Source organism: Methanobrevibacter arboriphilus, assembly GCF_019669925.1.
GTDB lineage: Archaea > Methanobacteriota > Methanobacteria > Methanobacteriales > Methanobacteriaceae > Methanobinarius > Methanobinarius arboriphilus_A.
Genome location: NZ_AP019779.1, coordinates 1,088,927 through 1,114,460, shown reverse-complemented (window position 1 = coordinate 1,114,460; position 25,534 = coordinate 1,088,927). Strand labels below are relative to the sequence as shown.

At 26.0% G+C, this 25,534-nt stretch carries 27 protein-coding genes; 22 read left to right on the top strand and 5 right to left on the bottom strand.

Annotated elements, in window-relative coordinates:
- The first annotated feature begins 560 nt into the window (after nt 1-560).
- From MarbSA_RS04945 to MarbSA_RS04875, 15 genes are all read left to right on the top strand, one after another.
- On the top strand, nt 561-3,308 hold the full coding sequence (locus tag MarbSA_RS04945; protein WP_221061992.1) for an STT3 domain-containing protein: 2,748 nt from the start codon (nt 561-563) through the stop codon (nt 3,306-3,308).
- Between the two features lie 407 nt (nt 3,309-3,715).
- Nucleotides 3,716-4,810 (top strand): OBG GTPase family GTP-binding protein, encoded by a 1,095-nt coding sequence (locus MarbSA_RS04940; RefSeq protein WP_221061991.1) that lies wholly within the window; start codon nt 3,716-3,718, stop codon nt 4,808-4,810.
- 188 nt (nt 4,811-4,998) lie between these two features.
- Complete coding sequence (locus tag MarbSA_RS04935; RefSeq protein ID WP_231624110.1) at nt 4,999-5,637, top strand: adenylate kinase family protein; 639 nt, start codon at nt 4,999-5,001, stop codon at nt 5,635-5,637.
- 832 nt (nt 5,638-6,469) lie between these two features.
- The gene (locus MarbSA_RS04930) at nt 6,470-6,841 is read left to right on the top strand and encodes a ribonuclease P protein component 4 (RefSeq protein ID WP_054835302.1); all 372 of its coding nucleotides are present in this window, start codon (nt 6,470-6,472) and stop codon (nt 6,839-6,841) included.
- Nucleotides 6,810-7,067: a YhbY family RNA-binding protein gene (locus tag MarbSA_RS04925; protein WP_042704428.1), complete on the top strand. Its 258-nt coding sequence runs from the start codon at nt 6,810-6,812 to the stop codon at nt 7,065-7,067. The genes MarbSA_RS04930 and MarbSA_RS04925 overlap by 32 nt, the downstream gene beginning before the upstream one ends.
- A 127-nt stretch (nt 7,068-7,194) precedes the next feature.
- Nucleotides 7,195-7,635 (top strand): 30S ribosomal protein S19e, encoded by a 441-nt coding sequence (locus MarbSA_RS04920; RefSeq protein ID WP_042702300.1) that lies wholly within the window; start codon nt 7,195-7,197, stop codon nt 7,633-7,635.
- Between the two features lie 245 nt (nt 7,636-7,880).
- Entirely contained in the window at nt 7,881-8,228 is a 348-nt protein-coding gene (locus tag MarbSA_RS04915; protein ID WP_042702298.1) for a DNA-binding protein, read from the top strand.
- A 17-nt stretch (nt 8,229-8,245) separates the two neighbouring features.
- On the top strand, nt 8,246-8,860 hold the full coding sequence (locus tag MarbSA_RS04910; RefSeq protein ID WP_221061990.1) for a DUF7411 family protein: 615 nt from the start codon (nt 8,246-8,248) through the stop codon (nt 8,858-8,860).
- Between the two features lie 202 nt (nt 8,861-9,062).
- Entirely contained in the window at nt 9,063-9,218 is a 156-nt protein-coding gene (locus MarbSA_RS04905; RefSeq protein ID WP_042702295.1) for a 50S ribosomal protein L39e, read from the top strand.
- A gap of 8 nt (nt 9,219-9,226) precedes the next feature.
- Nucleotides 9,227-9,472: a 50S ribosomal protein L31e gene (locus MarbSA_RS04900; RefSeq protein ID WP_042702293.1), complete on the top strand. Its 246-nt coding sequence runs from the start codon at nt 9,227-9,229 to the stop codon at nt 9,470-9,472.
- 208 nt (nt 9,473-9,680) lie between these two features.
- Entirely contained in the window at nt 9,681-10,352 is a 672-nt protein-coding gene (locus MarbSA_RS04895) for a translation initiation factor IF-6 (protein ID WP_042702290.1), read from the top strand.
- A gap of 148 nt (nt 10,353-10,500) precedes the next feature.
- Entirely contained in the window at nt 10,501-10,725 is a 225-nt protein-coding gene (gene rpl18a, locus MarbSA_RS04890; RefSeq protein ID WP_042702286.1) for a 50S ribosomal protein L18Ae, read from the top strand.
- Nucleotides 10,726-10,789: 64 nt separating this feature from the next.
- A complete protein-coding gene (gene pfdA / locus MarbSA_RS04885; RefSeq protein WP_042702283.1) occupies nt 10,790-11,218 on the top strand; it encodes a prefoldin subunit alpha in 429 nt (142 codons plus the stop codon).
- Between the two features lie 756 nt (nt 11,219-11,974).
- Entirely contained in the window at nt 11,975-13,318 is a 1,344-nt protein-coding gene (ftsY, locus tag MarbSA_RS04880) for a signal recognition particle-docking protein FtsY (RefSeq protein ID WP_054835342.1), read from the top strand.
- 45 nt (nt 13,319-13,363) lie between these two features.
- The gene (locus tag MarbSA_RS04875) at nt 13,364-14,158 is read left to right on the top strand and encodes a phospholipase D-like domain-containing protein (RefSeq protein WP_221061989.1); all 795 of its coding nucleotides are present in this window, start codon (nt 13,364-13,366) and stop codon (nt 14,156-14,158) included.
- 46 nt (nt 14,159-14,204) lie between these two features.
- On the opposite strand, the gene dmpI is transcribed toward MarbSA_RS04875, so the two are convergent.
- On the bottom strand, nt 14,205-14,393 hold the full coding sequence (gene dmpI / locus MarbSA_RS04870) for a 4-oxalocrotonate tautomerase DmpI (RefSeq protein ID WP_221061988.1): 189 nt from the start codon (nt 14,391-14,393) through the stop codon (nt 14,205-14,207).
- A 270-nt stretch (nt 14,394-14,663) separates the two neighbouring features.
- Here dmpI and MarbSA_RS04865 point away from each other — a divergent pair, with 270 nt between their 5' ends.
- Nucleotides 14,664-15,116 (top strand): dCTP deaminase, encoded by a 453-nt coding sequence (locus tag MarbSA_RS04865; RefSeq protein ID WP_054835338.1) that lies wholly within the window; start codon nt 14,664-14,666, stop codon nt 15,114-15,116.
- 145 nt (nt 15,117-15,261) lie between these two features.
- Nucleotides 15,262-16,965 (top strand): thiamine pyrophosphate-binding protein, encoded by a 1,704-nt coding sequence (locus MarbSA_RS04860; RefSeq protein WP_221061987.1) that lies wholly within the window; start codon nt 15,262-15,264, stop codon nt 16,963-16,965.
- Nucleotides 16,966-17,254: 289 nt separating this feature from the next.
- Here the strand turns inward: MarbSA_RS04860 and MarbSA_RS04855 are convergent, their stop codons facing one another.
- A complete protein-coding gene (locus MarbSA_RS04855) occupies nt 17,255-18,397 on the bottom strand; it encodes a pyridoxal-phosphate-dependent aminotransferase family protein (protein WP_221061986.1) in 1,143 nt (380 codons plus the stop codon).
- A gap of 449 nt (nt 18,398-18,846) precedes the next feature.
- On the opposite strand from MarbSA_RS04855, the gene MarbSA_RS04850 reads away from it, so the two are divergent.
- On the top strand, nt 18,847-19,617 hold the full coding sequence (locus tag MarbSA_RS04850; protein ID WP_054835381.1) for a 6-hydroxymethylpterin diphosphokinase MptE-like protein: 771 nt from the start codon (nt 18,847-18,849) through the stop codon (nt 19,615-19,617).
- Between the two features lie 94 nt (nt 19,618-19,711).
- Nucleotides 19,712-20,830, top strand: coding sequence for an ORC1-type DNA replication protein (locus tag MarbSA_RS04845; RefSeq protein ID WP_221061985.1), 1,119 nt, complete (start codon nt 19,712-19,714; stop codon nt 20,828-20,830).
- Between the two features lie 438 nt (nt 20,831-21,268).
- Here the strand turns inward: MarbSA_RS04845 and MarbSA_RS04840 are convergent, their stop codons facing one another.
- Nucleotides 21,269-21,457: a hypothetical protein gene (locus MarbSA_RS04840; RefSeq protein WP_221061984.1), complete on the bottom strand. Its 189-nt coding sequence runs from the start codon at nt 21,455-21,457 to the stop codon at nt 21,269-21,271.
- A 196-nt stretch (nt 21,458-21,653) separates the two neighbouring features.
- Between MarbSA_RS04840 and MarbSA_RS04835 the strand changes: the two genes are divergently transcribed.
- From MarbSA_RS04835 to mtnP, 3 genes are all read left to right on the top strand, one after another.
- Nucleotides 21,654-22,124 (top strand): archease, encoded by a 471-nt coding sequence (locus MarbSA_RS04835; protein WP_042704426.1) that lies wholly within the window; start codon nt 21,654-21,656, stop codon nt 22,122-22,124.
- 444 nt (nt 22,125-22,568) lie between these two features.
- On the top strand, nt 22,569-24,029 hold the full coding sequence (locus MarbSA_RS04830) for an RtcB family protein (protein WP_221061983.1): 1,461 nt from the start codon (nt 22,569-22,571) through the stop codon (nt 24,027-24,029).
- Nucleotides 24,030-24,106: 77 nt separating this feature from the next.
- Nucleotides 24,107-24,886 (top strand): S-methyl-5'-thioadenosine phosphorylase, encoded by a 780-nt coding sequence (gene mtnP, locus MarbSA_RS04825; RefSeq protein ID WP_221061982.1) that lies wholly within the window; start codon nt 24,107-24,109, stop codon nt 24,884-24,886.
- Nucleotides 24,887-24,906: 20 nt separating this feature from the next.
- Here mtnP and MarbSA_RS04820 read toward each other — a convergent pair whose 3' ends face one another.
- Together MarbSA_RS04820 and MarbSA_RS04815 are read right to left on the bottom strand one after the other, a co-directional pair.
- The gene (locus tag MarbSA_RS04820) at nt 24,907-25,098 is read right to left on the bottom strand and encodes a helix-turn-helix transcriptional regulator (protein WP_042702244.1); all 192 of its coding nucleotides are present in this window, start codon (nt 25,096-25,098) and stop codon (nt 24,907-24,909) included.
- Between the two features lie 2 nt (nt 25,099-25,100).
- On the bottom strand, nt 25,101-25,517 hold the full coding sequence (locus tag MarbSA_RS04815) for a DUF2178 domain-containing protein (RefSeq protein WP_042702241.1): 417 nt from the start codon (nt 25,515-25,517) through the stop codon (nt 25,101-25,103).
- Nucleotides 25,518-25,534 lie beyond the last annotated feature (17 nt).

Sequence of the window (25,534 nt, the reverse complement as noted above, 5' to 3'; positions counted from 1 at the left end):
ATTTCATCTTGAACTGTTATTATCTTTTTTCTTATTTTTAATATTTTTAAATTTATTATAATTTTTTCATAAAATAGCTTTGAAAATAGTATAATTTAATAAGGTAAAGTTATAAATATCTAGGATAATATTGTTATTTAGACAATTAATAATATTTCTAATAATATTTCTAATAATATTGTTGGCGTTACAATATTTATCATGTAACTATTTATATACAATATTATTTTATGATATTATTTTTAATCTCGAATCATATTTATTAGATTATACTCAATGATTTCATTATTATCGAGTATATTTTCAATTATTGAATATATTTTCAATGTTATTGATTATAAAACTTAATATAAATTATTCTTGGATTTTTGAGATTATTAGTCTTAATAATTATTAATTATTTAGATTATAATTATTTAATAATATAATTATTTAATTTATGATTGTTTAATTTATAGTTATTTAGAAAATTTGAAAAATCTGTTTATAAATATGATAATTCTCTTTATAATCATGTTTATAAACATATTAATATTTGATTCATTTATTGGATGATATTTATGGATAAAAGTAAAATAATGTCGATATTAAAGTCAGTAGCTATCATACTGGTAATCGTCTGTTTTGTTGCATTTTTGCGATTTCAAGCAGCTGATTTATCAGTTATTCCAGCTGATCAACAATCTTACTACAAAGACGCTAGCGGACTCCCTTACTTCACTGAAATGGATTCATATTATAATTTACGTATGACAGAAAACTTCCTTGAATATGGACATATGGGAGATACAATTAAAAACGGTACTCCTTGGGATACTCTTTCTTATGCTCCTGAGGGTAGAAGTGCGGAATATAAACCTATGATTGTTTATGTAACTGCATTCTTGTATTATATTTCTAATATATTTTCGGATGTATCTTTAAAAGAAGTAGCATTCTTTGTTTCTGCAATAGTGGCTCCTCTTGCAGCTATACCTGCATTTATAATTGTTAGAAGACTAACTAATAATTATGGTGGTGCAACAGCAGCTTTAATAGTAGCTTTAGCTCCAAATTATTTTGCTCATACATTTGCAGGATTTTTTGATACAGATATGTTTAATGTAGTCTTACCTTTGTTTTTGGTTCTATTCTTTATTGAAAGTATAAGATCGAGTAAATTGGCCTATAGAATAGTTTATATTTTATTAACTATCATTACTATGGTACTTTTCTCATTAGCATGGGATGGATATGTATTCTATATAGGCATGTTAGTTATATTCATGATTGTGTATTTATTATTAGGTTTTATACTAAAATTGGATCTAATTAAACCAAGGAAGAATTATTCAAATTTATTATCTTGGTTCACGGATCAAAAAGAGATATTTTCCATTGTTTTAATAGCAATTATCGGGTTTATAGGACTTGGTTTAACCAATGGATTCGATTCTATTATACAAGCCCCTATGAATCTTCTTGGAGCAACTCAAATTCAATCAGCAGCTAATGCGGCTGCTTATCCTAATGTTTTTATTTCTGTTGCAGAACTCCAAATTCCAAGCCTTTTAACTGGAGGAATATCTGGTGCATTTTCAGCTAATTCTGGAGGCATAATAAATGGTGTAGGTGGAATTGTAGCTATTTTTGGTGCATTTTTCATATTAATTTTATTTGCACAGAGATTATGGAAACTTAGGTCATTTAATGCAAGGGGTGTAAATAAAAAACCTCCTAAAGGGCAACGTAAAGCTACATCTAAACTAAAAGAGAGTAAAAGTAGAGATTCTCTTATTGAATCTACATTATCAGATATTAAAACTATTGAAGATGTTAATAGAAATAAACGTGAAACATTGCTTTATTTAGTTTTATTTTCTGTATGGATATTTTTATCTGCAGTTGCAGTAACGCAGGGTTCCAGGTTTATCATGGTATTAATGATTCCTTTAGGTCTTTGTGTTGGTTTATTTGTAGGATATGCAGTTGTATATATTAAAAATAAAATAGATAGTAAAAGTAAACTGATGGCAATAGCAATAATAGGAACATTTTTGATTGTTTATCCTATATTCCAAACATTTAGTGTATTCTATCCTTTATTTAACATATCTTCTACATTAGCTTTTATCATTCCAATAATCATAGTTTTTGCTTTGATTGGAATTTCTGCTTTATTAATTTATGGTTTTAAAGGATTTAAAAGTTCTAAATTTGCTAAAACAGCTGTAATGCTTATATTAATGTTTGCTATAGTTTCGCCTACTGTTTTTGGTGCTTATCAAGTTTCAGAATCTGTTGTTCCAAGTACTAGTGATCCGATGTGGGATTCAATGCTATGGGTTAAAGCAAATACTACTAATGATACTACTTTGGCTTCTTGGTGGGATTTCGGTTACTTGTTTGAAATAGCATCTGAAAGACCAACACTTTTTGATGGTGGTTCTCAGACGGGTATACGGGCATTTTGGACAGGTAAGGCAATGACAACAAATGATACGGAACTTTCAGCAGCTATATTTGAAATGTTAGCTTTTAGTGGTGATAAAGCGACTGAACTATTGGATAATTACACGGGCAATAATAGTCAAAAATCTGTTGAAATTCTTGAAAATACATTAACATTACCAAAAGAAGAAGCTAAAACCACGATGATTAATTCATATAATTTAACTTCGGATCAAGCAGATAATGTTGTGAATTTAACACATCCTGATGAGCCTGTTCCTGTTATATTTGTTGCAAGTTCGGATATGTTACAAAAAGCTGGTTGGTGGACTTACTTTGGAAATTGGGACTTTGATTCTAAAAGTAGTACTGGATATCAGTATCTTATTGCTCAACAACCTGCAAAATTGGAAGATATTGGAAATGGTTTATATCAAGCAAATATAACTAATTTAGAAGAGAATGGTATTTTATTTAAGACTGTAGTTACAAAGAGTATTGATAATAATACTACTAATGCAACTACTGCTGCGGTATTTGAAAATGGAACTCCAGTTAAAACGCAGGATAATACTACTTTCAATCCTTTCACAGTTAATAGGCTTGTTATTATAGAAGATAATATGCTTGTCCAGAATGAGACTGTTAATGAAAGTGGAAATTACACTTTACTTGTAATGGGTGACAATGGAACATATACTTCTGTTATTATGAGTAAAGAACTTGAAAATGCCATGTTTACAAAACTTTTCATACTTGGAGGATTTGGACAGAATTCCTTTGAAATGGTTCATATGGATGATGGAATCTCGTTATGGAAAATTAGTGGATATAATACTTTAAGAAATGAAACAGGATCTACTAATAGTTCAAATTAGTGTTAATCCCTTATTTCAAGGTGTAAATTTTGAAAAAGTGATATTAGCTTATATTAAGCATATTCCATGATAATGAATGGTCTATGCTTAATTTTATATATTTTATTATTTTAATTTTTAATTAGTTATATACTATTTTTTAATTTAATGGAATATTAGATTTATTGAAATTAACTATTAATAAAGATTATTAAGTATTATTTAATATTATCAGCTATTATTAAAGTTTATTAACTATTACTTAGATTCATTGCTATTGTCTAAATTTATTAACTATTATTTAAGATTATTGACTATTATTTAACCTTATTAATTATTATTAAATTTATTATTATCACTAAAGTTTATTATTAATTATTAGAAATATTATTCATTGAAAAAAAGATTATTGGATATTAGTGAGTTTTATGGATATTGATGAAAAAATAAAGAAAATTGAGGATGAAATTCAGAAAACTCCTTATAATAAGGCTACCTCTCATCATATTGGTAAGCTTAAAGCTAAAATATCAAAATTAAAAGAAGAATCATTACAAAGAAAAAGTTCTGGAACTAAAGGTAAAGGGTTTCATGTAAAAAAAAGTGGTGATTCTACAGCAGTTTTAGTTGGATTTCCTTCTGTTGGAAAATCCACTCTTCTTAATGAATTAACTAATGCTGAGTCAAAAGTTGGAGCTTATCAATTTACTACCTTAGATATTGTTCCAGGTATTATGGAATATAGAGGAGCTAAAATTCAGATTTTTGATATTCCTGGAATTATAACTGGGGCTTCTGGTGGAAAAGGGAGAGGAAGAGAGATTCTTTCTGTAGCAAGAACTGCTGATTTGATTATAATAGTTTTGGATGTTTTTAATCCTCAACATTTGGATATTATTTTAAGAGAATTAAGGGATATAGGAATCCGCCCAAATGAAAGTAAACCTGATGTTACTGTTAGAAGAAAAAAACTTGGTGGGGTTCAAGTTTCTTCAACAGAAGAATTAACTCATCTTGATGAAGCTACTATAAGGTCTATTATAAATGAATATGGAATGCATAATGCAGATGTTTTAATTAGGGGTGATGTAACTATGGATCAATTCATTGATGCTTTAGAGAATAATAGATCCTATGTTCCCGCAATTGTTCTTTTAAATAAAGTTGATCTTGTAGATGAAAACTACTTAAAAGAGCTTAAAAAGACTATTCCTAACTTTATCCCAATTTCTGCTGATAAAAAATTCAATATTGATTATCTTAAAGATCAAATATTTGAAAATTTGAATTTGATAAGAGTATATCTCAAACCTCAAGGTAAAAAGGCCGATTTTGAAGAACCTCTTATAATTAAAAAAGGGTCTACTGTTTTGGATGTTTGTGGAAAGTTACATAGGGAATTTGTAAAAAATTTCCGCCATGCAAAGATTTGGGGGGATTCTGTCAAGTTTCCTGGTCAAAAAATTGGACCGGATCATATTTTAGAGGATAAAGATGTTTTGAGAATAATTCTTAAAAAATAATACTAATTTATTAAATAGCTTTATTCTTAATATGTTTTAAGTATTTTATTTATTCGGGTATTAATTAAATTTTATCTAATTAGTTTTATAAGATATATTATGAGAAATATCATTAATATAGGATCATTAATTAGTAAATATCTATAGGATTATATTATTAGAGAATTACAGTATTATAGGAAATATCTATGAAAATAATGAAATCTTCAAATAAAGAAAAGATTAAAGAGAACGATAATAAAATTATTTTTATCACTGGAACACCAGGTACTGGTAAGACTACATTAGCTAATTTATTGGAAAGTAAATTTTCTAAAAATTACAATTTTCAAATTGTTAAAATAAATGATTTGGCCATTGAAAATAATTTGATTGATGGTGTTGACTCTGATAAAGGTTATAATATTGTTAATGTTCAAAAATTAGATAAGAAACTTAATGAAGTTTTAGATTCTTTCTTTAATGAAAAAGATCTCAATGACTCTAAGTTGAAAATATCTATTGTTGAAGGTCATCTTTCTCATCTATGTAATTGTGAAAATGTTGATAAGATAATTGTTCTTAGATTAAATCCAAAAATTTTAGAAAGTAGACTTAAATCAAGGAATTATAGTGAATATAAGATTCATGAGAATTTAGAAGCTGAAGCATTAGGAGTATGTTCAGTTGAAGCATATCAAAAATATGGAACTAAAGTTAATGAAATTGACACTAGTGATTTATCTATTAAAGAAGTTTTTAAGTTTGTTGAAGATATAATATTTAATAAAAAAGATTTTCCTGTGGGGAATATTGATTTTATGAAGTGGATATTAGGCGGATACTGATATAATCACTTATAATAATATTATTTTTATTATTATTAACATTATCATTAGTATTATTATTAACAATATTATTATAAATGTTTGTAATATTAACAATAATAATATTAATAATATTTGTAATATTAATAATATTAATATAGTAATCTTTTTAAGGTATAAAACATATAATTTTTATTGATTGATTATTTACTTAGAACAACTTTGATTACTAATTAAATATTATAAATTTATGATAATTTATAATAATACTTTGTTTAATTTATAGTATAAACTTATAAAACTTGTAAAATTTGCAAGATTTAATAATGAATTTATTTTATAGCTAATGAATTCATAATAAATATAAAAAATCAAATATAATAAACTAATCTAATAAAAACTAATGTAGTAAATTAACAATTATATTATAATTAACATATATTATAGCTATAAATAATCAAACAATTATATAATCAATTATAATTATAAATAGAGCAATATAAATCGCTTGTATTATAGATATATGAATTATATCGATTGTAATTATGAATAATCATATTTGATAAAATATTTAATCATATAATATTTATAATTCTGAATTTTATAATTCTTAGTAATTTTTAAAATAATTTTTAAAATATATAAAAATATTATAGAATAAAAGTCTATAGAAAGCCTTTTTAAATAGAAGATACAAAAGATTATTATTACTCTTCTACTACCTAAATAGTTGAAACTAACTTTTAATGTATCGTTTTAAAACATTCAAAATCATGTTATAATTACTTGAATAATATAAATCTATATTTTATTTTATTCAATTGCATGTTTTACAATTATATGGGGTTTAATATTGCGAAGAGGAAGAAGACCTAAGTGGATGCTTGATATAGCTCGTGAACGTATGAATATTCTATTTTCCATGGCAAAGAATGAATTTTCAAATAATCCTGATAGGTCACATAGATATGTGAGCTTAGCTCGTAAGATATCTAAAAAATATAATACTAAAATTCCTGATAACTGGAGACGTAATTATTGTAAAAATTGTTATAAATTTTTATATCCTTCTAAAAATTCTTCGGTTAGACTATTTAATGGTGAAGTAAATATTAAATGCCACGAATGTAATCAAATTATGAAAATACCTTATAAAAAAGAGAAAAAAGAAAAAAGGAGAGCTAAAATTGACTATTACACTATCAAAAAAAGAAATGATGAATAGAGCTCTCAATTCTATGACAATAAACATTGGAAAAGCTGGAATAAATGAAAATGTTATTGAAGAAATAAAACGCCAGCTAAAAGCAAATGAAATTGTTAAATTAAGATTTGCAAAAAATATAGCAAATCAAAAAGAAGATTATCTTGCAGTAATTGTTGAAAAAACAAGATCTAAACTTGTTGATTTAAGAGGAAATGTTGCTGTAATTTACAAAAAGAAACCTTAAAACTTTAAAAATGAAACCTTGAGTTTAAGATTCAGTGGAATTTATTTGTGTGTGCTTAATATTTCAATGAGTTGTTTTCTAATTAGTTGGTTTCTCAATAATTATAAAATTTATTAGGAGAATTAATATGACTACTGTATATGATGTACCTGCTGATTTATTAATAAATAAAGTTGCAAAAGATTTTAATGAGAATAATGATAAAATTGCTGCTCCAGAATGGACTAGCTTAGTAAAAACTGGTGTTCATAAAGAAAGAAAACCAGAAAATGTCGATTGGTGGTATGTAAGATGTGCTTCTATTTTAAGAAGAGTTTACATGGATGGTCCAGTTGGAATTAATAGTCTAAGAACTTTTTATGGTGGAAAAAAAGATAGAGGAGTTACTCCAGAAACTTTTAGAAAAGGTAGTGGGGCTATTGTAAGAGGAGCATTACACCAACTTGAAGATGCTGGATATATTCAAAAAGTAAATGCTGGAAGAATTGTAACTTCTGAAGGTAAATCTTTCTTAGATAAAACTTCTAGTGAAGTAATTAAAGATATTCCAGAACTTGATAAGTACTAATAATTCTTTATTAATAATTCCTTATTAATATTCCTTATTAACAATACATTATTATTAATTCTATAATTGTTTATTAATTTACCTATCAATCAATTTAATTCTGTTTAATGAATTATTATATAGCTAAATCCTATAAATCATTTATAAAATTAATTATTTATAAAATTAATTTCTTATAAAACTTATCTATAATTAATTATATTTTTTATACTACTATAATTTAATACAAAATGGAGGTTCTGAAAATGAGTGATCTTGATGAATTACGCCGTAAAAGGATGCAAGAGTTGCAACAGCAAGCTGCTGCTAATGAAAATCAGCAAGCACAGCAACAGATGCAACAGCAACAGATGCAACAAGAAATGGAAGCACAAAAAAGGCAATTAATGATGCAAATCTTGACTCCAGAAGCTCGAAGTAGATTGGCCAACCTTAGATTAACTAAGCCTGAATTTGTAGATCAAATTGAGATTCAACTTATTCAATTGGCTCAAAGTGGTAGAATGAAAGGTAAAATTACTGATGAGCAACTTAAAGTTCTTCTCAAGCAGTTATCTGGTCAAAAAAGAGACATAAATATTACCAGAAGATAATTTATAAATTCATTACAATGAAAGCCTATGTTTTATTTAGTGGAGGGAAAGACAGTTCTTTAATGGCTATTCTCCTTAAAAAAATGGGAATAGAAGTTGAACTTCTAACAGCAAATTTTGGAGTTTATAATTCTTATGTTCCTTCTCAAAAATCTGCTGAATCTCTTAAAATAAAACATAATGTTTTAAATTTAAATAAAAAAATATTAAATAATGCTGTTGATATTATATTGAATGATGGTTTCCCTAATAATGGGATTTCTTATCTTCATAAGGCTGTAGTTGAAAAATCAGCTGATTTAGCAAATAAAAAAAAATTTTCAATCATTGCTGATGGAACAAGAAGAGATGATAGGACTCCCAAGCTAGATAAAAATGAAATTAGAAGCTTAGAAGATAGGAAAAATATTCAATATATTAATTTAGATAGTTTTGGTTATAAAACGATTGATTATTTAGTTTCAAAATTATTTAATATTACTCAAGAAGGAAGTAATCGAGATAATAGTTCTGATTATGAAGTAGAAATACGTTGCTTAATTGATAAAGAAAAAGGCGTTAATTCAGCTGATTTATTTCCAAAGCATTTTCAGACAAGAGTAACTGGATTGAATAGAATTCAAAAATTGTAAATTAATAATATAAAATAGTGTATAAATTAATATATCAATTAATTATATATCATTAATGATACAAAAATTAATGATAATTTAATAAATCAATAATAATTTTAATCTGTATAATTAAGATTAATTCTACTGTGGTGATGATGCTTAACTGTGGTAGTATTCATATATTTATATTCAAATATATTTATGTTCATATGGTGTAAAAATGAGTAGAAATAAACCATTAGCTAAAAAACTAAGACTAGCAAAAGCTAATAAACAAAATAGAAGAGTCCCAATATGGGCTTATGCGAAAACTAAACGTCAATTAAAATATAGGCCTAAACCAAGACATTGGAGAAGGAATAATCTTAAAGTATAGGTGTTATCATGGAAAGAACTTACACAATACCTCTTAGAGATGCTAAGAATGTACAAAGAACTATAAGAGCAGCTAAAGCTATTAGGGTAGTTCAAGAATTCTTACAAAAGCATATGAAATCAGAAGAAATCAAAATTGATGCTTCTGTAAATGAAAAAATTTGGGAGAGAGGAATTCAGAAAATTCCTTCAAAAATAAAAGTTAAAGCTGTTAAAGATGATGATGGAGTTGTAGAAGCAACTTTAGCTGAATAATGTTATAATTAATATTACAATTAATATTATGACTAATTATATTATAACTATAATTAACTATATTATAAGTAATATTATAATTTTAATAGATAATTATAATTTTAATTAATACAATAATATAATAATATTATAAATAATTAGTAATTTTAAAAAAGATTTAAATTATAAAAAATTAGATTATATTTGTTTAGATGTGGAGAAAGGTACAATGCTTAAAAGAATAAATTTAACTGGAAATCCAAACTTAGGTGTATATATTTCAGTCACTGATCAATTAGCTATTGTTCCTTTTAACTTTCCAGAAGTAATGGAAAATCATATAAAAGAAGCATTAGAAATTGATGTTGTAAGAACTACAATATCTGGAAGTAATTTGTGTGGTGCATTGTCTTGTGGAAATTCTAATGGTATTATAGTATCTCCATATACATTAGATAGTGAAATTTTTGCTTTAGAAGAAGTTGGACTTAATGTAGCTAAAATTCCTGATAAATATACTGCTGTTGGAAATATTATTGCAGCAAATGATAATGGGGCTATCATAAGTCCCTTAATTTCTGAAAAATCAATTAATATTATTGAAGAAACTCTAGATATTCGTGTAGAGCGATCAGAGATAGCAGGATTTAATATTATTGGTTCTTTACTTAATGTTACTAATAAAGGAGCTCTTGTTCATAGAGAAACATCTGAATCTGAACTCAGATTCATTGAAAATGTTTTTAAAGTTAAAGGTGATATTGGAACTGTTGGTCAGGGAATAAATTTTGTTGGAGCATGTTCTGTAGCTAATTCTTATGGTGCAATTGTTCCAGAAAATAGTACTGGTCCTGAAATGGCTCGTATCGAAGAAGCTTTAGGATTTTTAGACTCTTTCTAGAATTTAAACTTCTTTAGCTATGTTTTTAATAGTATAATTTAATAATAATATAATTTAATAATCAAAAATTTAAAATTTACATTAATTTAGGATTTACATTACAGACTTACAAATATTACAGATTTACAAATTATTATAGTGTGGTAGTATGAAAACAAAAATATATAGAATTCAAGGTAGATTTACAATGGGTGATCAAACTCAAGTATTCACTAAAGAATTAAAATCAATGAGTGAAAAAAATATTTATGAAAAGATTTACTCTGAGTTTGGTAGTAAGCATGGAATAAACAGAAATCAAATCGAAATTGAAGAAATTAAAGAGATTTCTGCTGATGAAGTTAATGATCCTTTAGTAAAAGCATTATTATAAATTTTTTATTTCAGTATATTTATTTTTTCCTTATTGGATGATATAACATTATTAAGGTGTAATTATGGAAGATCAGCAAAAATTAGATGAGATGGTAAATGAGCTTAATTTATATAAAAATCAAGCTGAAGTATTACAACAACAAGTTGAAGCTATACAAGCTTCATTAGCGGAAGTTGAAACATTAGAATCAACATTAGAAGATATTAAAGAAGAAAATTCTTTAGAAGCACTAGTGCCTGTTGGTGCAGGATCTTTCATGAATGCTGAAATTAAAAATACTGATGAGATTATTATGAGTATTGGTGCAGGTGTAGCTATTAAAAAATCTGTTGAAGATGCTAAAGAGACTTTGTCTTCTCAAAAAGAGGAGTTAAATGACAGTCTTGATAAAATGCTAAATAATCTTCAAAAAATCAGTCAGATTGTAGCTCAACTATCTCCTCAAGCTGAAGAGCTTATGAGAAAAGTTCAAGGAAACAATGCACAATAAATGATATAATACTCTTTTAAGTTTTTTTTTTTATTGTTAATACTTAAATTATCTGGTTTAAATTTTTTAAATTAGTTTTTTAATTAGCTTTTTCATTTTATTTTTAATATTATTTATAATATTATTTTCAATATTGTTTTTAGTATTATTTTTAATATTATTCTAAGTATTACATTTAATATTATTAATAATAATATCAACCTCAATATTATATTTAATATTAATTTTTATATTTTTCTTCTAATGTTTTTCTCATTATTTCATTATTATTTCTAATTATTATTTCTAATTATTATTTATATTATTATCTTTATTATTATTCTTATTATTATTTTTAGTATTATATTTTAGTATTTTATAGTGCTTTTTTAGTATTTTTATTTTTGTTTATTGGATTATTCTATATCTTTAATCATTTGGGATATTTTTGAGTTTATTATAATAATTAAAGAATTAATAATTGGAAGTAATTATATAAATAAATTATATCTTATGGTTAAATTTTTATATACTAATAACATAAATTTGATTATATATTAAATTGATTATATATTGAAGTTTATTAATTATTTTATGCAATATAATATTATTAATATTATATAATATTAGTAATACTATAATTAATATTACATATTGAAAATCCCTCTGATGATTTTCATGTTTTAAAGAATGTTATTTATTATAAATATTAAATTAATGCTATTCATTTATAAATATTAAATTATTTTATTATACTTTATTAGGGAAGGTAATATTTTGTTTGAGTCAATAAAAAAGAAATTCGCTGAAGCTTCTGGAAAATTAACTAAAAAAGTTTCTGAAGAAGCAGAAGAAGAAAACAATGTTAAATTAGAAGAAAAAGCTGATGAAGTTGATGAATCTACTTTGATTAATCAACATGATACAAATAAAGATGATCTGATTAATTATGAAAAAGATAATGAAAAATCAAATGATTATGAAAAAACTGAAAAGGATATTTCAAGTGAATTAAACTCTTCTGAAGATGAATTTGAAGTCATTGAGGATAAAGAAACTACTTTTTCAAAGATAAGTGAAAAATTAAGATTTAAAAAGCCTAAAGCTGATAAATCTGATGATAAGATTAAAATTGATAGATCGGATGTTATATCTAAAAGTGATAAACCTGTTGATGAGAAGATTGTTGAAACTGAAACTGATATTTCATCAGATTTAGAAACATCGGATGATGAAAAAAAGAAGTCTGGAATTTTTTCTTTTATTCGAGAGAAAACTATTTCTGAAAAAGATTTAGAAGATATTTTATGGGAATTAGAACTTTCTCTTCTTGAAAGCGATGTAGCTATTGATGTAGCTAACTTTGTTGTTGAATCTGTAAGAGAAGACCTTATTGGTCAAAAAATTAAAAGAAGCAGTGATGTTGATGAATACACTTATCAGGCTCTTCGAAATGCAGTATCAAAAATTATTGATATTGAAGGTAAATCAATGACTGATATGATTGAAGAAAAGAAAAAAATGGGAGAACCTCTTGTTGTTATGTTTGTTGGAATTAATGGAACTGGTAAAACAACTACTATTGGTAAATTAGCTAATTATTATATTAAAAAAGGTTATACTCCTGTTGTAGCTGCTTCTGATACTTTTAGAGCTGGAGCTATTGAACAAATAAATTATCATACTGATAAACTAAATGTTAAGCTTATTAAACATGAAAAAGGATCTGATCCTGCAGCTGTAGCATTTGATGCAGTTGAACATGCAAAAGCAAAAGGTAAAGAACTAGTTTTAATTGATACTGCTGGTAGAATGCAGACAAATACTAATCTTATGGATGAAATGAAAAAAATACGTAGGGTAGCTAAACCTGATCTTGTTGTTTTTGTAGGAGATGCATTAACTGGTAATGATGCTGTTGAACAAGCTACTAAATTTAATGATGCTATAGATATTGATGGTGTTATTCTAACTAAAGCCGATGCAGATTCAAAAGGAGGAGCATCTCTTTCAATTGGCTATGTTATTGGAAAACCTATACTATTTTTAGGAATAGGTCAAGGCTATGATGATATAAAAGAATATGATCCCGACTGGATGTTAGATCAGATATTTAGTTGATTTTTTATTTTTATTATTAGGAATCTTTTAAACTAAGGTGTTTTTATGGAAGTTTTGAATTATCCAATTGCTGATCTTTTCATGAATCTAGTTCGAGAATCTACTGATGAGATTAAATTATGTTCTCCTTTCATAAAAGAAAGTATAATTAATGAAATATATGATAATATAAATTGTAATATTTCTTTAAATGTTTTAACGAAATTCAATATTGCAAATTTTTATAAAAAAGTTTCTGACATTTCTGCTTTAGATAAGATTTTGTTCAATAACCATCAAGTTTTCAATCATTCTGCATTACATGCTAAATTTTATGTTTTTGACAATTCTAATGCGATTATTACTTCTGCAAATCTAACATTCTCTGGATTAAACAGAAATTATGAATATGGTATTCTTATAAATGATCCAAATTCGATATCTCAAATTTCAAACGATTTTGATCAGCTATGTAAAAGTGATCAATCAGGCAATATTAATCAGGATAATATAGTCGAAATACAAAAAATATTAAAGGATATCCCTAATTTTGAAAGAATTGATATTCCTAAATATGAGATTTCATGTGAAAATGAAGATAATATTTTTAATGAAGATATAGAGTTTATCGTTGATAAGTTATCTGGATGGAAAAAAACAGTTTTTGAAAAATTAAATCAAATTGAAGGCCAAATATTTGAATTAAAGGATGTTTATTTATTTGAAAATGAAATTCAGAGAATTTATCCGAATAATCAAAATACTAAACCTAAAATTAGACAAACTCTTCAATTTTTGAGAGATTTAGGACTAATAAAATTTGAAGGAAGTGGATTCTACAGAAAATTATGGGAAAATTAATGTTTTTCATTTATTTATTATAGATGATAATAGTTTTATATTATCCCTATTCCTCTAACTCACTTAATAAATTTCCAGCCACCCCTATATTTTCAGCTTTGTTCTCTCTTATTATGATTGTTACTGTGTTTTCAGGTAATCCATATGTTTCAGCTGTTAATTTTGTTAAGTTTTTAACATACTCTCTTTTTTTATCAACATCTAATTTATTTGATTCTACTATTACTACGGGCATTCTTTTATCTCCATTATTTTTATTTTATTAAATAGCTACTATTAATTCTATTAAATATTAATAATTTTCTAATAATTTTATTTACAACCTTATTTAACAATCATCTTAATTTTTTTTTTTTTTTTTTTATTGTTAGATTGGATTGATTTTTAATAGCTATTAAATATTTTATGATATAAAGTTATATCTGTTAAAGTACATAATTATTTTTATATAAATTTTTAAATAGTCTTATAAAAAATAACCTTATAAAAATATATGTGATTAAAAATGTTAGGAGAAAAAGAACTTATAAAATTATTTCCTGATTTTAAAAAATTAGTACAACCTTCTGGAATTGACTTAGCTCTTGATGAAGTATTTATCCAAAAATCAGCTGCTTCTCTTATTGATAATGAAAAAAATCTACCTGATATTGAAGCTATAGATGGACCAGTATATACGCTTAAACCACATACTGCTTATTTAGCTACAATTGATCGGAAAATTAAGATTCCTAAAGGATATTCTATGTTATATTTGCCTAGATCTACTCTTCTTCGTAGTTTTGTTTCAGTTCAAACTGCTGTTGGTGATCCTGGTTTTTATGGTACTCTTATGTTTATGATTTATAATCATGGAAATTTTGATTATAAAATTAAAAAAGGAGATAGGATAGCTCAAGGTGTTGTTTTTAAAGTTGATGGTTCTGGAGAGTATTCTGGTAGTTATCAAGAGGAATAAAATCTATAATTATATATTGGTTTGTTTTTATTCAATTTTTTCATTATCTAATCTTTTTTATTCAATATTTTTTATTTAACATTTTATTTAATGTTTTTTATTTATATTTTATCATTTTTAGTAATATTTTGGATAAGTGTGTCAAATGAATACTGCGGAATGTATTGTTAAAATTCTTGAAAATTCAGGTGTTAAACATATTTTTGGACATCCTGGAGAACAAATTATTCCATTTTATGGTGCTTTAAACAATTCTAAAATTGATCATGTTCTTATGAGACATGAACAAGGTGCTGTTCATGCTGCTGATGCTTATTCTAGAGTTTCTGGTAATTTCGGAGTTTGTATTTCTACTGCAGGTCCTGGTGCCTTAAATATGGTGATGGGTGTTGGAGTTGCCTTTAAAGATTCTATTCCTCTGCTTGTTATAACTGGAGATAATTCTTTGAATCATGAAAATGATGATGAGTTTCAAGATATTGATATTGAAGCTATTTTTAAACCTATTACTATTAAAACTTTCAATCCTAAAAATGGTAGATCAGCTATTAATAATATTAAAAAAGCTGTAAAAATTCTTAATAATGAATCAAGAGGTCCTATTCACATTAATTTTCCAAAAAACGTTCTTTTAGATAAATCTATCGATGATAATGATTGTAATTTAGATTTGTCCTCTGATTATTATCTTTTCTCTGATTATCGAGTAGCATCTGATTTATCCTATGATTATTGTGACTATAATAAAATAGATGAGGCATTATTAGAGATAAAAAAATCCAGAAGGCCATTGATTGTTGCTGGTGCCGGAATATTTTGGGCAGATTCTATTGAAGAGCTTAAAAAATTTTCAGAGATTAATAAAATTCCTATTGCTCATACATATCACTCAAAAGGTTTGATAAATGATTATGGCCTTGAACTAGGCCTTGTAGGTATTAGAGGATCTAAAATGGCTAATTTTGCATTTAAAAACGCTGACTTAATAATATTTTTAGGTTCTAAAATATCTGAAAGAACAACTCATATTAACAGTAATTTTGATTTTAAAAATGCTAAAACCAAGGTTATTAGTGTTAATATTGATCAAAACGTACTTTTTGGAGATATAAAAATCCATGCAAATGTAAAAAAAGTTTTAAATCATTTTAATCATTCAAAAATAGTTAATAATTCATCTAAAAGTTCGTTTAATAATTTGTCTAATAATTCATGGGTAGCTGATATTTTTCAAAATAATGAAAAAATTCATATTGATGGCTTAGAAAGCAAAGAAATCCCTTTAAAGCCACAAGTAGCTATTAAATTAGTAATGGAATATTTTAATGATTTAGATAATTTAGATAATTTTAAGGATTATATTTTGGTTAATGATGCAGGTTCACACACTACATGGGTTAATCTTATATCTGAAATTTATAATAAAAGGATTATTTTCTCAGGAGCTATGGCTCCTATGGGTTATGGATTGCCTGCAGCTTGTGGAGCATCAATATCTAAACCTAATAATAAGGTTATTCTTATTAATGGAGATGGCGGCTTTCAGATGAATGTTCAGGAGTTAGCTACTATTTCTTCTAATAAACTCCCTATTTTAATTATAGTATTAAACAATTCTCAATTAGGTGTAATTAGACAATGGGAAACTATTTATAATGAAGATTTAAGATATTCTGTTGATTTAGAAAATCCTGATTTTTTAAAATTAGCTAATGCTTATGGAATTGAAGCTGAATCTGTAAATTCTATTGAAGAGTTAATATCAGCTATTAAAAATTTAAAATTAGATAAACCTTATTTATTAGAGGTTTTAATTGCAGAAGAAGATATTCCTCTTGTTAAATTTTAATAATAACTATAAATTAAACCTAAGATTTTTTATAAATAATAAAGTTTTAATACTTAGTAAAGAATTAAAAATAATAATTAAAAATAGAGGATAATACAATAAACAAAAATAAAAATACTAAAAAAGCACTATAAAATACTAAAATATAAGTTACTAAAAATAATAATAAGAATAATAATAAAGATAATACTATAAATAATAATTAGAAATAATAATGAAATAATGAGATTTTATATTATTATTAATATTATTTAATAAATGTATTATAACATATAATATATAAAATGAATCATAAATATGATTCATTAACTGCAGCTACTCCTGCACCCATGTCAATATCGAACCCAAGCCCTTTTAAAGTCATTCCAAGTGCAGAAAAGGTAATAGCTAGTTCTTTATAAGATATGTTACCCATATGTCCAATTCTAAAGATATTTCCTTTTAAATGGTCTTGTCCACCAGCTAATTCTACTTTATATTTATTTCTCATTGTTCCTCTTAATTCTGCATCAGTGACGTTTTCTGGCATTTTAACTGCAGTAACAGTTGTAGATGAAACTTTTTCATCAGGGAATATTTCAAGGCCAAGAGCTTTAACAGCATTTCTTGAAGCTTCAGCTGCTGTTTCATGTCTAACTACTCTATTTTCTAGACCTTCTTCTTTAATTATTTTTAAAGCTTCAAATAAAGCATAAATTAATGAAACTGAGGGAGTGTATGGAGTTTCAGGAGGTGTTCCAGCACCACTTTTTTTGTATTTTTTCATATCTAAGTAATATGTGTTAGAATCAGTATTATCAATAACTTTCCATGCTTCATCATTTAAAGTAATTGCAGCTAATCCTGGAGGAGCAGCTAAACATTTTTGTGATCCTGTTACACAAATATCAATACCATAGTTATCCACATCTACTCTATCTCCTCCAAGAGATGATACAGTATCTACAATGTATAGTGCATCGTAATTTTTCATAACTTTTCCAATTTCTTCAATAGGAGCAGCTACACCAGTAGAGGTTTCATTATGAACTACAGTCACTGCTTTAATGTCTTCATCATTTTCAAGAGCAATCTTCACTTGTTCTGGTGTTACAGCAGTTCCCCATTCAACAGCTAATTCTTGTGCATCTATTCCAAATGAGTTAGCTATTTGCATAAATCTTTGTCCAAATTTACCCCCTACAACATTTAATATTTTTTCTCCAGGTTTTATAGTATTGGCTATAGCTGCTTCCATAGCTGATGTACCTGAACCAGTAAGTAAGTAAGATTGATTCTGTGTTTTAAAAACTTCAGACATTAGTTCAGTAGTTTCAGTAAATATTTCTCCAAAGATCGCGCTTCTATGGTTAACAATATTATTAGACATAGCTTTTAAGACTCTTGGTGCTACGCTTGTTGGTCCAGGAAGCATTAATAAAGTATCATCCATTTATTTATTCCTCCAATTGATTATTTGCTATAAGAATGATTATTTATAGTTTAATTATAAAATATTTTAAACTATATTACAAACTTTATTTAATATATATAAAAAGCTTTTCTATTGGGTATAATTGTAGTACTTAATTTAATTATTTAATTCAATGATTAAAATAATTAAAATAATTGAGATTCAATGTTTAAATAATGGGGATTATGTACTATTTTTGTGATTGATTTTTTAATTATAAATTATATTTTTTATCATTGTACATGTTGTTGTATTTATTTGTCATTTATTTATTCATTTTTTTGTTGCTTTCTTGTTTTTTATTTATTTTTATAGTTATATTAATTTGTAAGCTTTGGACTGATTAAGATTGAAAATAAGATAATTTTAATTAAAAACAATATTAATTTCAAAAAATTTATTTAATAGAAAATATATAATTTGTAATAATGAAATTTGATGAATGGAATATTTGGTATGAGAAAATATTATCTGATTTTGGATTTCCAAAAGAAGAAGATGAAAAAACTGCTGCTATTTTAAATAAATTATTATCTGTAAGAGACTCAATCAAAATTGAAGATTTATTGGATAATTTAGAACATGAGAATATTAATGTTCATAATTTTCATAAAAGTAAAGCAGATATAAGAAATTTTATAGTTTTTGGTGCAGGACCATCATTAAAAAAAGACATAGAAAAAGTTAAAAAGATTTCTAACTTAGAAGACTCTGATGATTATATATTAATTTCTGCTGATGGTGCAACAACAGCTCTTTTAGAAGAAAATATTGTTCCAGATATAATAGTAACTGATTTAGATGGTAAAATTGAAGATTTATTACTGGCAAATGATTTAGGATCTTTATTTGTTCTTCATGCTCATGGTAATAATTTTGATCAAATATTAAAATACACGAATAAGTTTAATAAGATTTTAGGTACTACTCAGTCTAAACCATTTTCTAATCTTTATAATTTCGGAGGTTTTACTGATGGTGATAGGGCAGTGTTTTTAGCTATTACTTTAAATGCCGAGAAGATTGTTCTTGCTGGAATGGACTTTGGAAAAATTGTAACTAAATATTCTCGACCCAATATCAATTTAGAAACTGCTGAAGCTGATGAAATTAAGCAAAAAAAGTTATTATATGCTGAAAAACTTATTGATTGGATAAAAAAGAATAATGATGTTGAAATAATTAATTTAAGTAAATAATTTATTTACTAATCAACTAGATTTAGTAATAATTTATTTTATTTTAAGATAATTAGAATATACTTTTTTATATAAGTTTATACATACTATTGTTATGGGAATTGAAGATATATTACTTCATGATGAAACAATATTTCAGGATATAAATGCATTTAATCCAGATTATATGCCTGAAAATTATAATTTCAGAGATTCACAAATGGAAGGCATGGCAATGTCTATTCGTCCAGCTTTAAATAAAGGACGACCTGTTAATACTGTTATACTTGGGTCTTGTGCTACAGGAAAGACAACTGCAATAAAAAAACTTTTTGAAATGGTTGAAAAAAATTCTAATAAGATTTTTTGTTGTTATGTAAATTGTCAATTACATACTACTCGTTTTAGTATATTTTCACAGATACATAAAAAGATTTTTGGGCATGCTCCTCCTGAAACAGGAATTCCTGTATCAAGGGTATATGAAAAAATAATGCAACATCTTTCAGATGAAGATAAAGCATTATTGGTAGCTTTTGATGATGTTGATTATTTATTCAAAAATAACATGATTAATAAGATATTTTATGATATATTACGAGCTTATGAAGAATTTCCAGGAGTTAGAACAGGACTGTTTGCAATTTTATCAGAACTTGAATTTAGGTTTGCATTAGATAAAAATGTGAATACAGTTTTCATTCCTCAGGAGATAACATTTCCTCCTTATACTCGAAGTGAAATACTAAGTATTCTCACTGATAGGGCTAAATTGGGATTTTATCCTGGAGTAATTAGTGATGAAATATTAGAGGAAATTACTGATTATTCTATAGATGGAGGAGATTTGAGAACTGGGATTGATCTATTGAGAATATGTGGAAACATAGCTGAATCCAATGCATCTAGAACAATAGAATTATCTCATCTTGAAGAAGCTAAATCTAAGAGTAATTCTTTAAAATTAGTTGAAACATTAAGATCATTAAATAAATCAGAAAAAGATTTGTTAAAAGTCATTGCAACCAAAGATGAGCCTTTAAATTCTGGCCCTTTATCTAAGTTGTTTATGGAAGAAACAGGACTCAGCTATGCAACATTTGGAAGAGCTTTAGAAAAATTAGAATTTTTGAGACTAATTGATACAAAATTCACAGGAAAAGGAGTTAGAGGAAATTCTAGACAAATAATACTTAGAGTTAACTCTGAAGATGTTAAAAAATGCCTTTTATAATTAAAATTTTTTTTTAAATGTTTTATATATCTATTTTTAAGCCATATAATTTAATATCTAAATTATATGGCCTTATTATGAGTATTCATTTTTATAATTAATATTTATTATTATGTTCTTCATCAAGATTATTTTTATTATAATTCTTTTTATCATAATTATTTTTTATTATAATTATTGACTGATGTAGATTGTTAATTTTTATACTATCTATAACTTTTGATCAAAATTTTAATTATTTCCTATTAGCATATTGTAATGCAATTCTCGCTATAATCATTCATATAAATATTTATATTAATATTTATAATAAAAAGTCTTGCATGGTTTACTCATTAGCTACTTAGGGTTTGGTAGTATAATTTTTTTAAGTTATATATTGGATTTATATAATATTAAAATATATAATATCACTATTGGGCAATAGTGGTACTATTTTTAAATTCCAAAAATAACACTAGGATTAGGGGTTGTAGCTATAGATAATATACTGAAAAGTAATACTAGAAAAACAAAGAGTATTACCATGCAAGATTGAAAGCTAATGTTTTTAAAGAATAAAAAATCGTTTATATCATTTTTTTTCCTTAAATCATTTCTTATATATTGATTTGTATTTTTTGACATATAATCACTCAAATTTTCACTCAAATTTGTTCATAAATATAATTAGTTGAAAAATGCATATAAAGAAAATCCGAGAGAGCTTATGAGGAGTAATATTAAAATTATTGAATTTTAATTATATGTACTTATTCTCATAAAAAACATTTAAATCAACTTAAATAGCAAAAAACTGACTTTAAAAATTTTCATGATTAATATGATTGAAGAAAATAGAACTAATCATAAAAATATTCAAAAAAAGTTTGAATTTTTCGATGTAACTGCTGACATTGGTTATTGGGCATATGGGAAAACATTAGAGGAAGCTTTTGAAAATTCTGCTTTAGCAATGTTCAATGTTATAACTAATGTTAAAAAAGTAGATAAAAAAGAAATAAAAGAATTTAACATTGAATCTGAGGATAAAATTTCTTTATTATATGATTTCTTAGAAGAATTATTATTTATTCATGAAGTTAACCTTCTTCTTTTTTCAAATTTCACAGTATCTATTGAAAAGAAAAATTCAGGTGATAATAAGTTTTATAAACTCAATGCAATAGTTGAAGGTGAAAAAATAGATTGGAAAATTCATGAAAGAAGAAGTGAGGTTAAAGCAATAACATTTCACATGATGGAAGTTTCATGTAATGAATTATGTAAAATAAGAGTTATTTTGGATTTATAAGTAGGTATTGTTGTATTTAATTAGTATTTGTAGTTTTATATTATTCATAATATTTATTTAACATTTTTATTATTATTTATACTATTATTTATATTATTATTTATATTATTATTTTCAGTATTATTTTTAGTATTATATTTTAGTATTTTATAGTACTTTTTTAGCATTTTTATTGTTTCTATTTTTTATAGTATTTTTAGTAAATTATATAATATCATCAAAACTATATAATATACTATATAGTACCATATAATATAATGTATCGATATGTGGTTTATAAGATTCTTAATTTAGTGTTTAATCGTCATTATTTAATTAAATTTTTTAATTTAATATAATGCTTTAAACTTTATTTTATACATATTTATACAGATTATACAAATTTACTGAATATTTTCATAATAAAAAATTTATCTTTCTATTTAATTAATACAGTTGATTCTTATGAGTATAAACAAGAATATTAAGGAAAATATTACTGAAATTCGCCCAAATGTTTGGGAGATTCCTAGTAACTTTAAAAGAGAAATGAAAGTCCCTGGTCGCTTTTATTTAGAAAAAGATGCACTTTCTAGTTTAGAAGAGGGGGCTATTGAACAGATAACCAATGTAGCTTGTCTTCCTGGAATACAAAAATTTGCTATTGGTCTTCCTGATATTCATTTTGGTTATGGTTTTCCTATTGGTGGAGTTGGAGCTTTTAGTGTTCGTACTGGGGTAGTTAGTCCTGGTGGAGTTGGATTTGATATTAATTGTGGTGTCAGAATGGTTAGAACAAATTTAACTGAAAAAGATATCAAACCTAAAATGAAAGAGATTGTTGATAAACTTTTTGTTAATGTTCCCTCTGGTGTTGGAAGTAAAGGAAAAATTAGACTAAAAAATAATGAAATTGACAATGTTTTAGACTTTGGGGCTGAATGGGCTGTTGAAAACGAATATGGTTGGGAAGAAGACCTTAATTTTCTTGAAGAAAATGGTAGGATGTTAGATGCTGATTCATCTAAAGTATCTGATAAGGCTAAAAAACGTGGAATCCCCCAACTTGGTTCATTAGGGTCTGGAAATCATTTTTTAGAGGTTCAAAAAATTGATGAAATCTTTAATGAAGAAGTAGCTAAAACTTTTAATCTTGAACCTGGAACAATAACTATTATGGTTCATAGTGGATCTCGTGGATGTGGTCATCAAGTTTGCTCTGATCATCTTCGTGCTATGGATAAGGCATATAAAAAACACAATCTTAATATACCTGACAGACAATTAGCTTGTGCTCCTATTGATTCGATTGAAGCTGAAAATTATTTTAGAGCTATGGCCGCTGCGGCTAATTATGCTTGGGCAAATCGTCAGATGATGGTTCATTGGGTTAGGGAGACTTTTGAAGGAATATTCAACCAGTCTGCTGAAGATATGGAAATGAGTGTTATATATGATGTTGCTCATAATATTGCTAAAAAAGAGGTCCATAATATAAAAAATAGGAATCAAGAAGTTATGGTTCATAGAAAAGGAGCTACTCGTGCTTTTGGTCCAGGTAGAGTTGAAATTCCAAATGAATATAGAAAAGTTGGTCAGCCAGTTTTAATTCCTGGAACTATGGGCACTGCTTCTTATATTCTTCATGGAACTGATATTGCAATGGAAGAAACTTTTGGGTCTACTGCTCATGGTGCTGGAAGGAAATTAAGCCGTACTGGTGCTAAAAAGAAATTTACTAGTGATGAAATAAAAGCTGATCTTGAAAGTAAAGGTATTCATGTGAGGGCTAATTCCGATCCAGTTCTTGCTGAAGAAGCTCCTGCAGCTTATAAAGATGTTGATCAAGTTGTTAGAACATCTGATAGCACTGGAATAGCTAAACTTGTAGCTAAAGTTGTACCATTAGCTGTTACTAAAGGTTAATCTTTTTATTTTTATTCTTATTCTCTATTTTTGTTCTTTATTTTTTATTCTTTATTTTCTTAATGTTTGGTGTATTTATGATAGGTATTATTGGTGGTAGTGGTGTTTATGACATTACAAAAGAAGTTGATAATGTTGAAAAGAAAATAATCATGACTCCGTATGGTGAGTCTGCAGAAATTTCTCTTTTTAAAATTGGGGAAAATGATGTAGCATTTATGCCAAGACACTCTGGAGATCACAGTTCACCTCCTCATAAAATCAATTATCGTGCAAATATTTGGGGACTTCATAACTTAGGTGTTAAACAAATCATAGCTACAAATGCAGTAGGCTCTTTAGATGAAAAAATTCATCCTGGTTCATTAGTGATAGTTGATGACTTTATTGATTTTACTTTTAGAAGAGAAAAAACATTTTATGATGATGCTGTTGTTCATATTGATGTTACAGAACCTTATTGTAATAGGCTGAGGTCTCAAATTATAGCTAATAAATCAGTTGTTACTGATGGTGACTTTGTAGAAGTGGGAGTTTATGTTTGTAATGAAGGTCCACGATTTGAAAGTCCTGCCGAGGTAAGAATGCTTCAAACTTTAGGTGGGGATGTTGTAGGGATGACTGGTCTTCCTGAAGCAGTATTAGCTAGAGAAAAAGAAATATGTTATGCTAGTATTTGTCTTGTTTCTAATTATGGGGCTTCTATTTCTCCAAATAAGTTAACAATGGATGAAGTTTTTGAAATAATGGAAGTTAAAGGACAAGAACTTATTAACCTTATTTATAAAACTGTTGAATCAATGGATAGAGAATATGATTGTCATTGTTCATCTGCTTTAGATGGTGCTGGAGTTTAATCCTTTGATTTATTATTATGTTACTTATCTATGAATAGTTCTTCTACAGAAACTTTAAAGAATTTAGCTATTTTAAATGCTAGTTTTAGTGATGGATCATATTTATCCTTTTCAATAGCTAAGATTGTTTGTCTTGATACTTGTAGTTGTTTAGCTAATTCTTCCTGAGTAGTGTCATGTATCGCTCTGAATTCTTTTATTCTATTTTTCATTTTTACTCACTATATTTTCGTTTAAAATAGATTCTACTTATTAAAAATATTATAATTCCTATGATTGCTGTAAAAAAGAATGCATATGACATTGGAGTATATTGTGGGTATATGTTTCTGAGAGTAAAAATAGCTATTGCTACATATATAATTATTCCCATTACTGATCCAAAAGCTGGAAGTGAAGCTCTTTCATCAATATATTGTGTTCTTTCATCTTCAATTATTTCTCCATTTCTGCTTTTAAAGAATTTATCTAGTTCTTTATAATATCTAATTGTTGGTATGAGTGTTATCATTAACACAATCATGGATATTATAAATAAATTGAAATTTGCAAATATAATTCCTAAAATCCAGAGTAGTGTTACTAAACTTGATAATATAATGGTTATTATTGCTTTTATTTTTGTTTTCATATTTTCACTTTTAATAT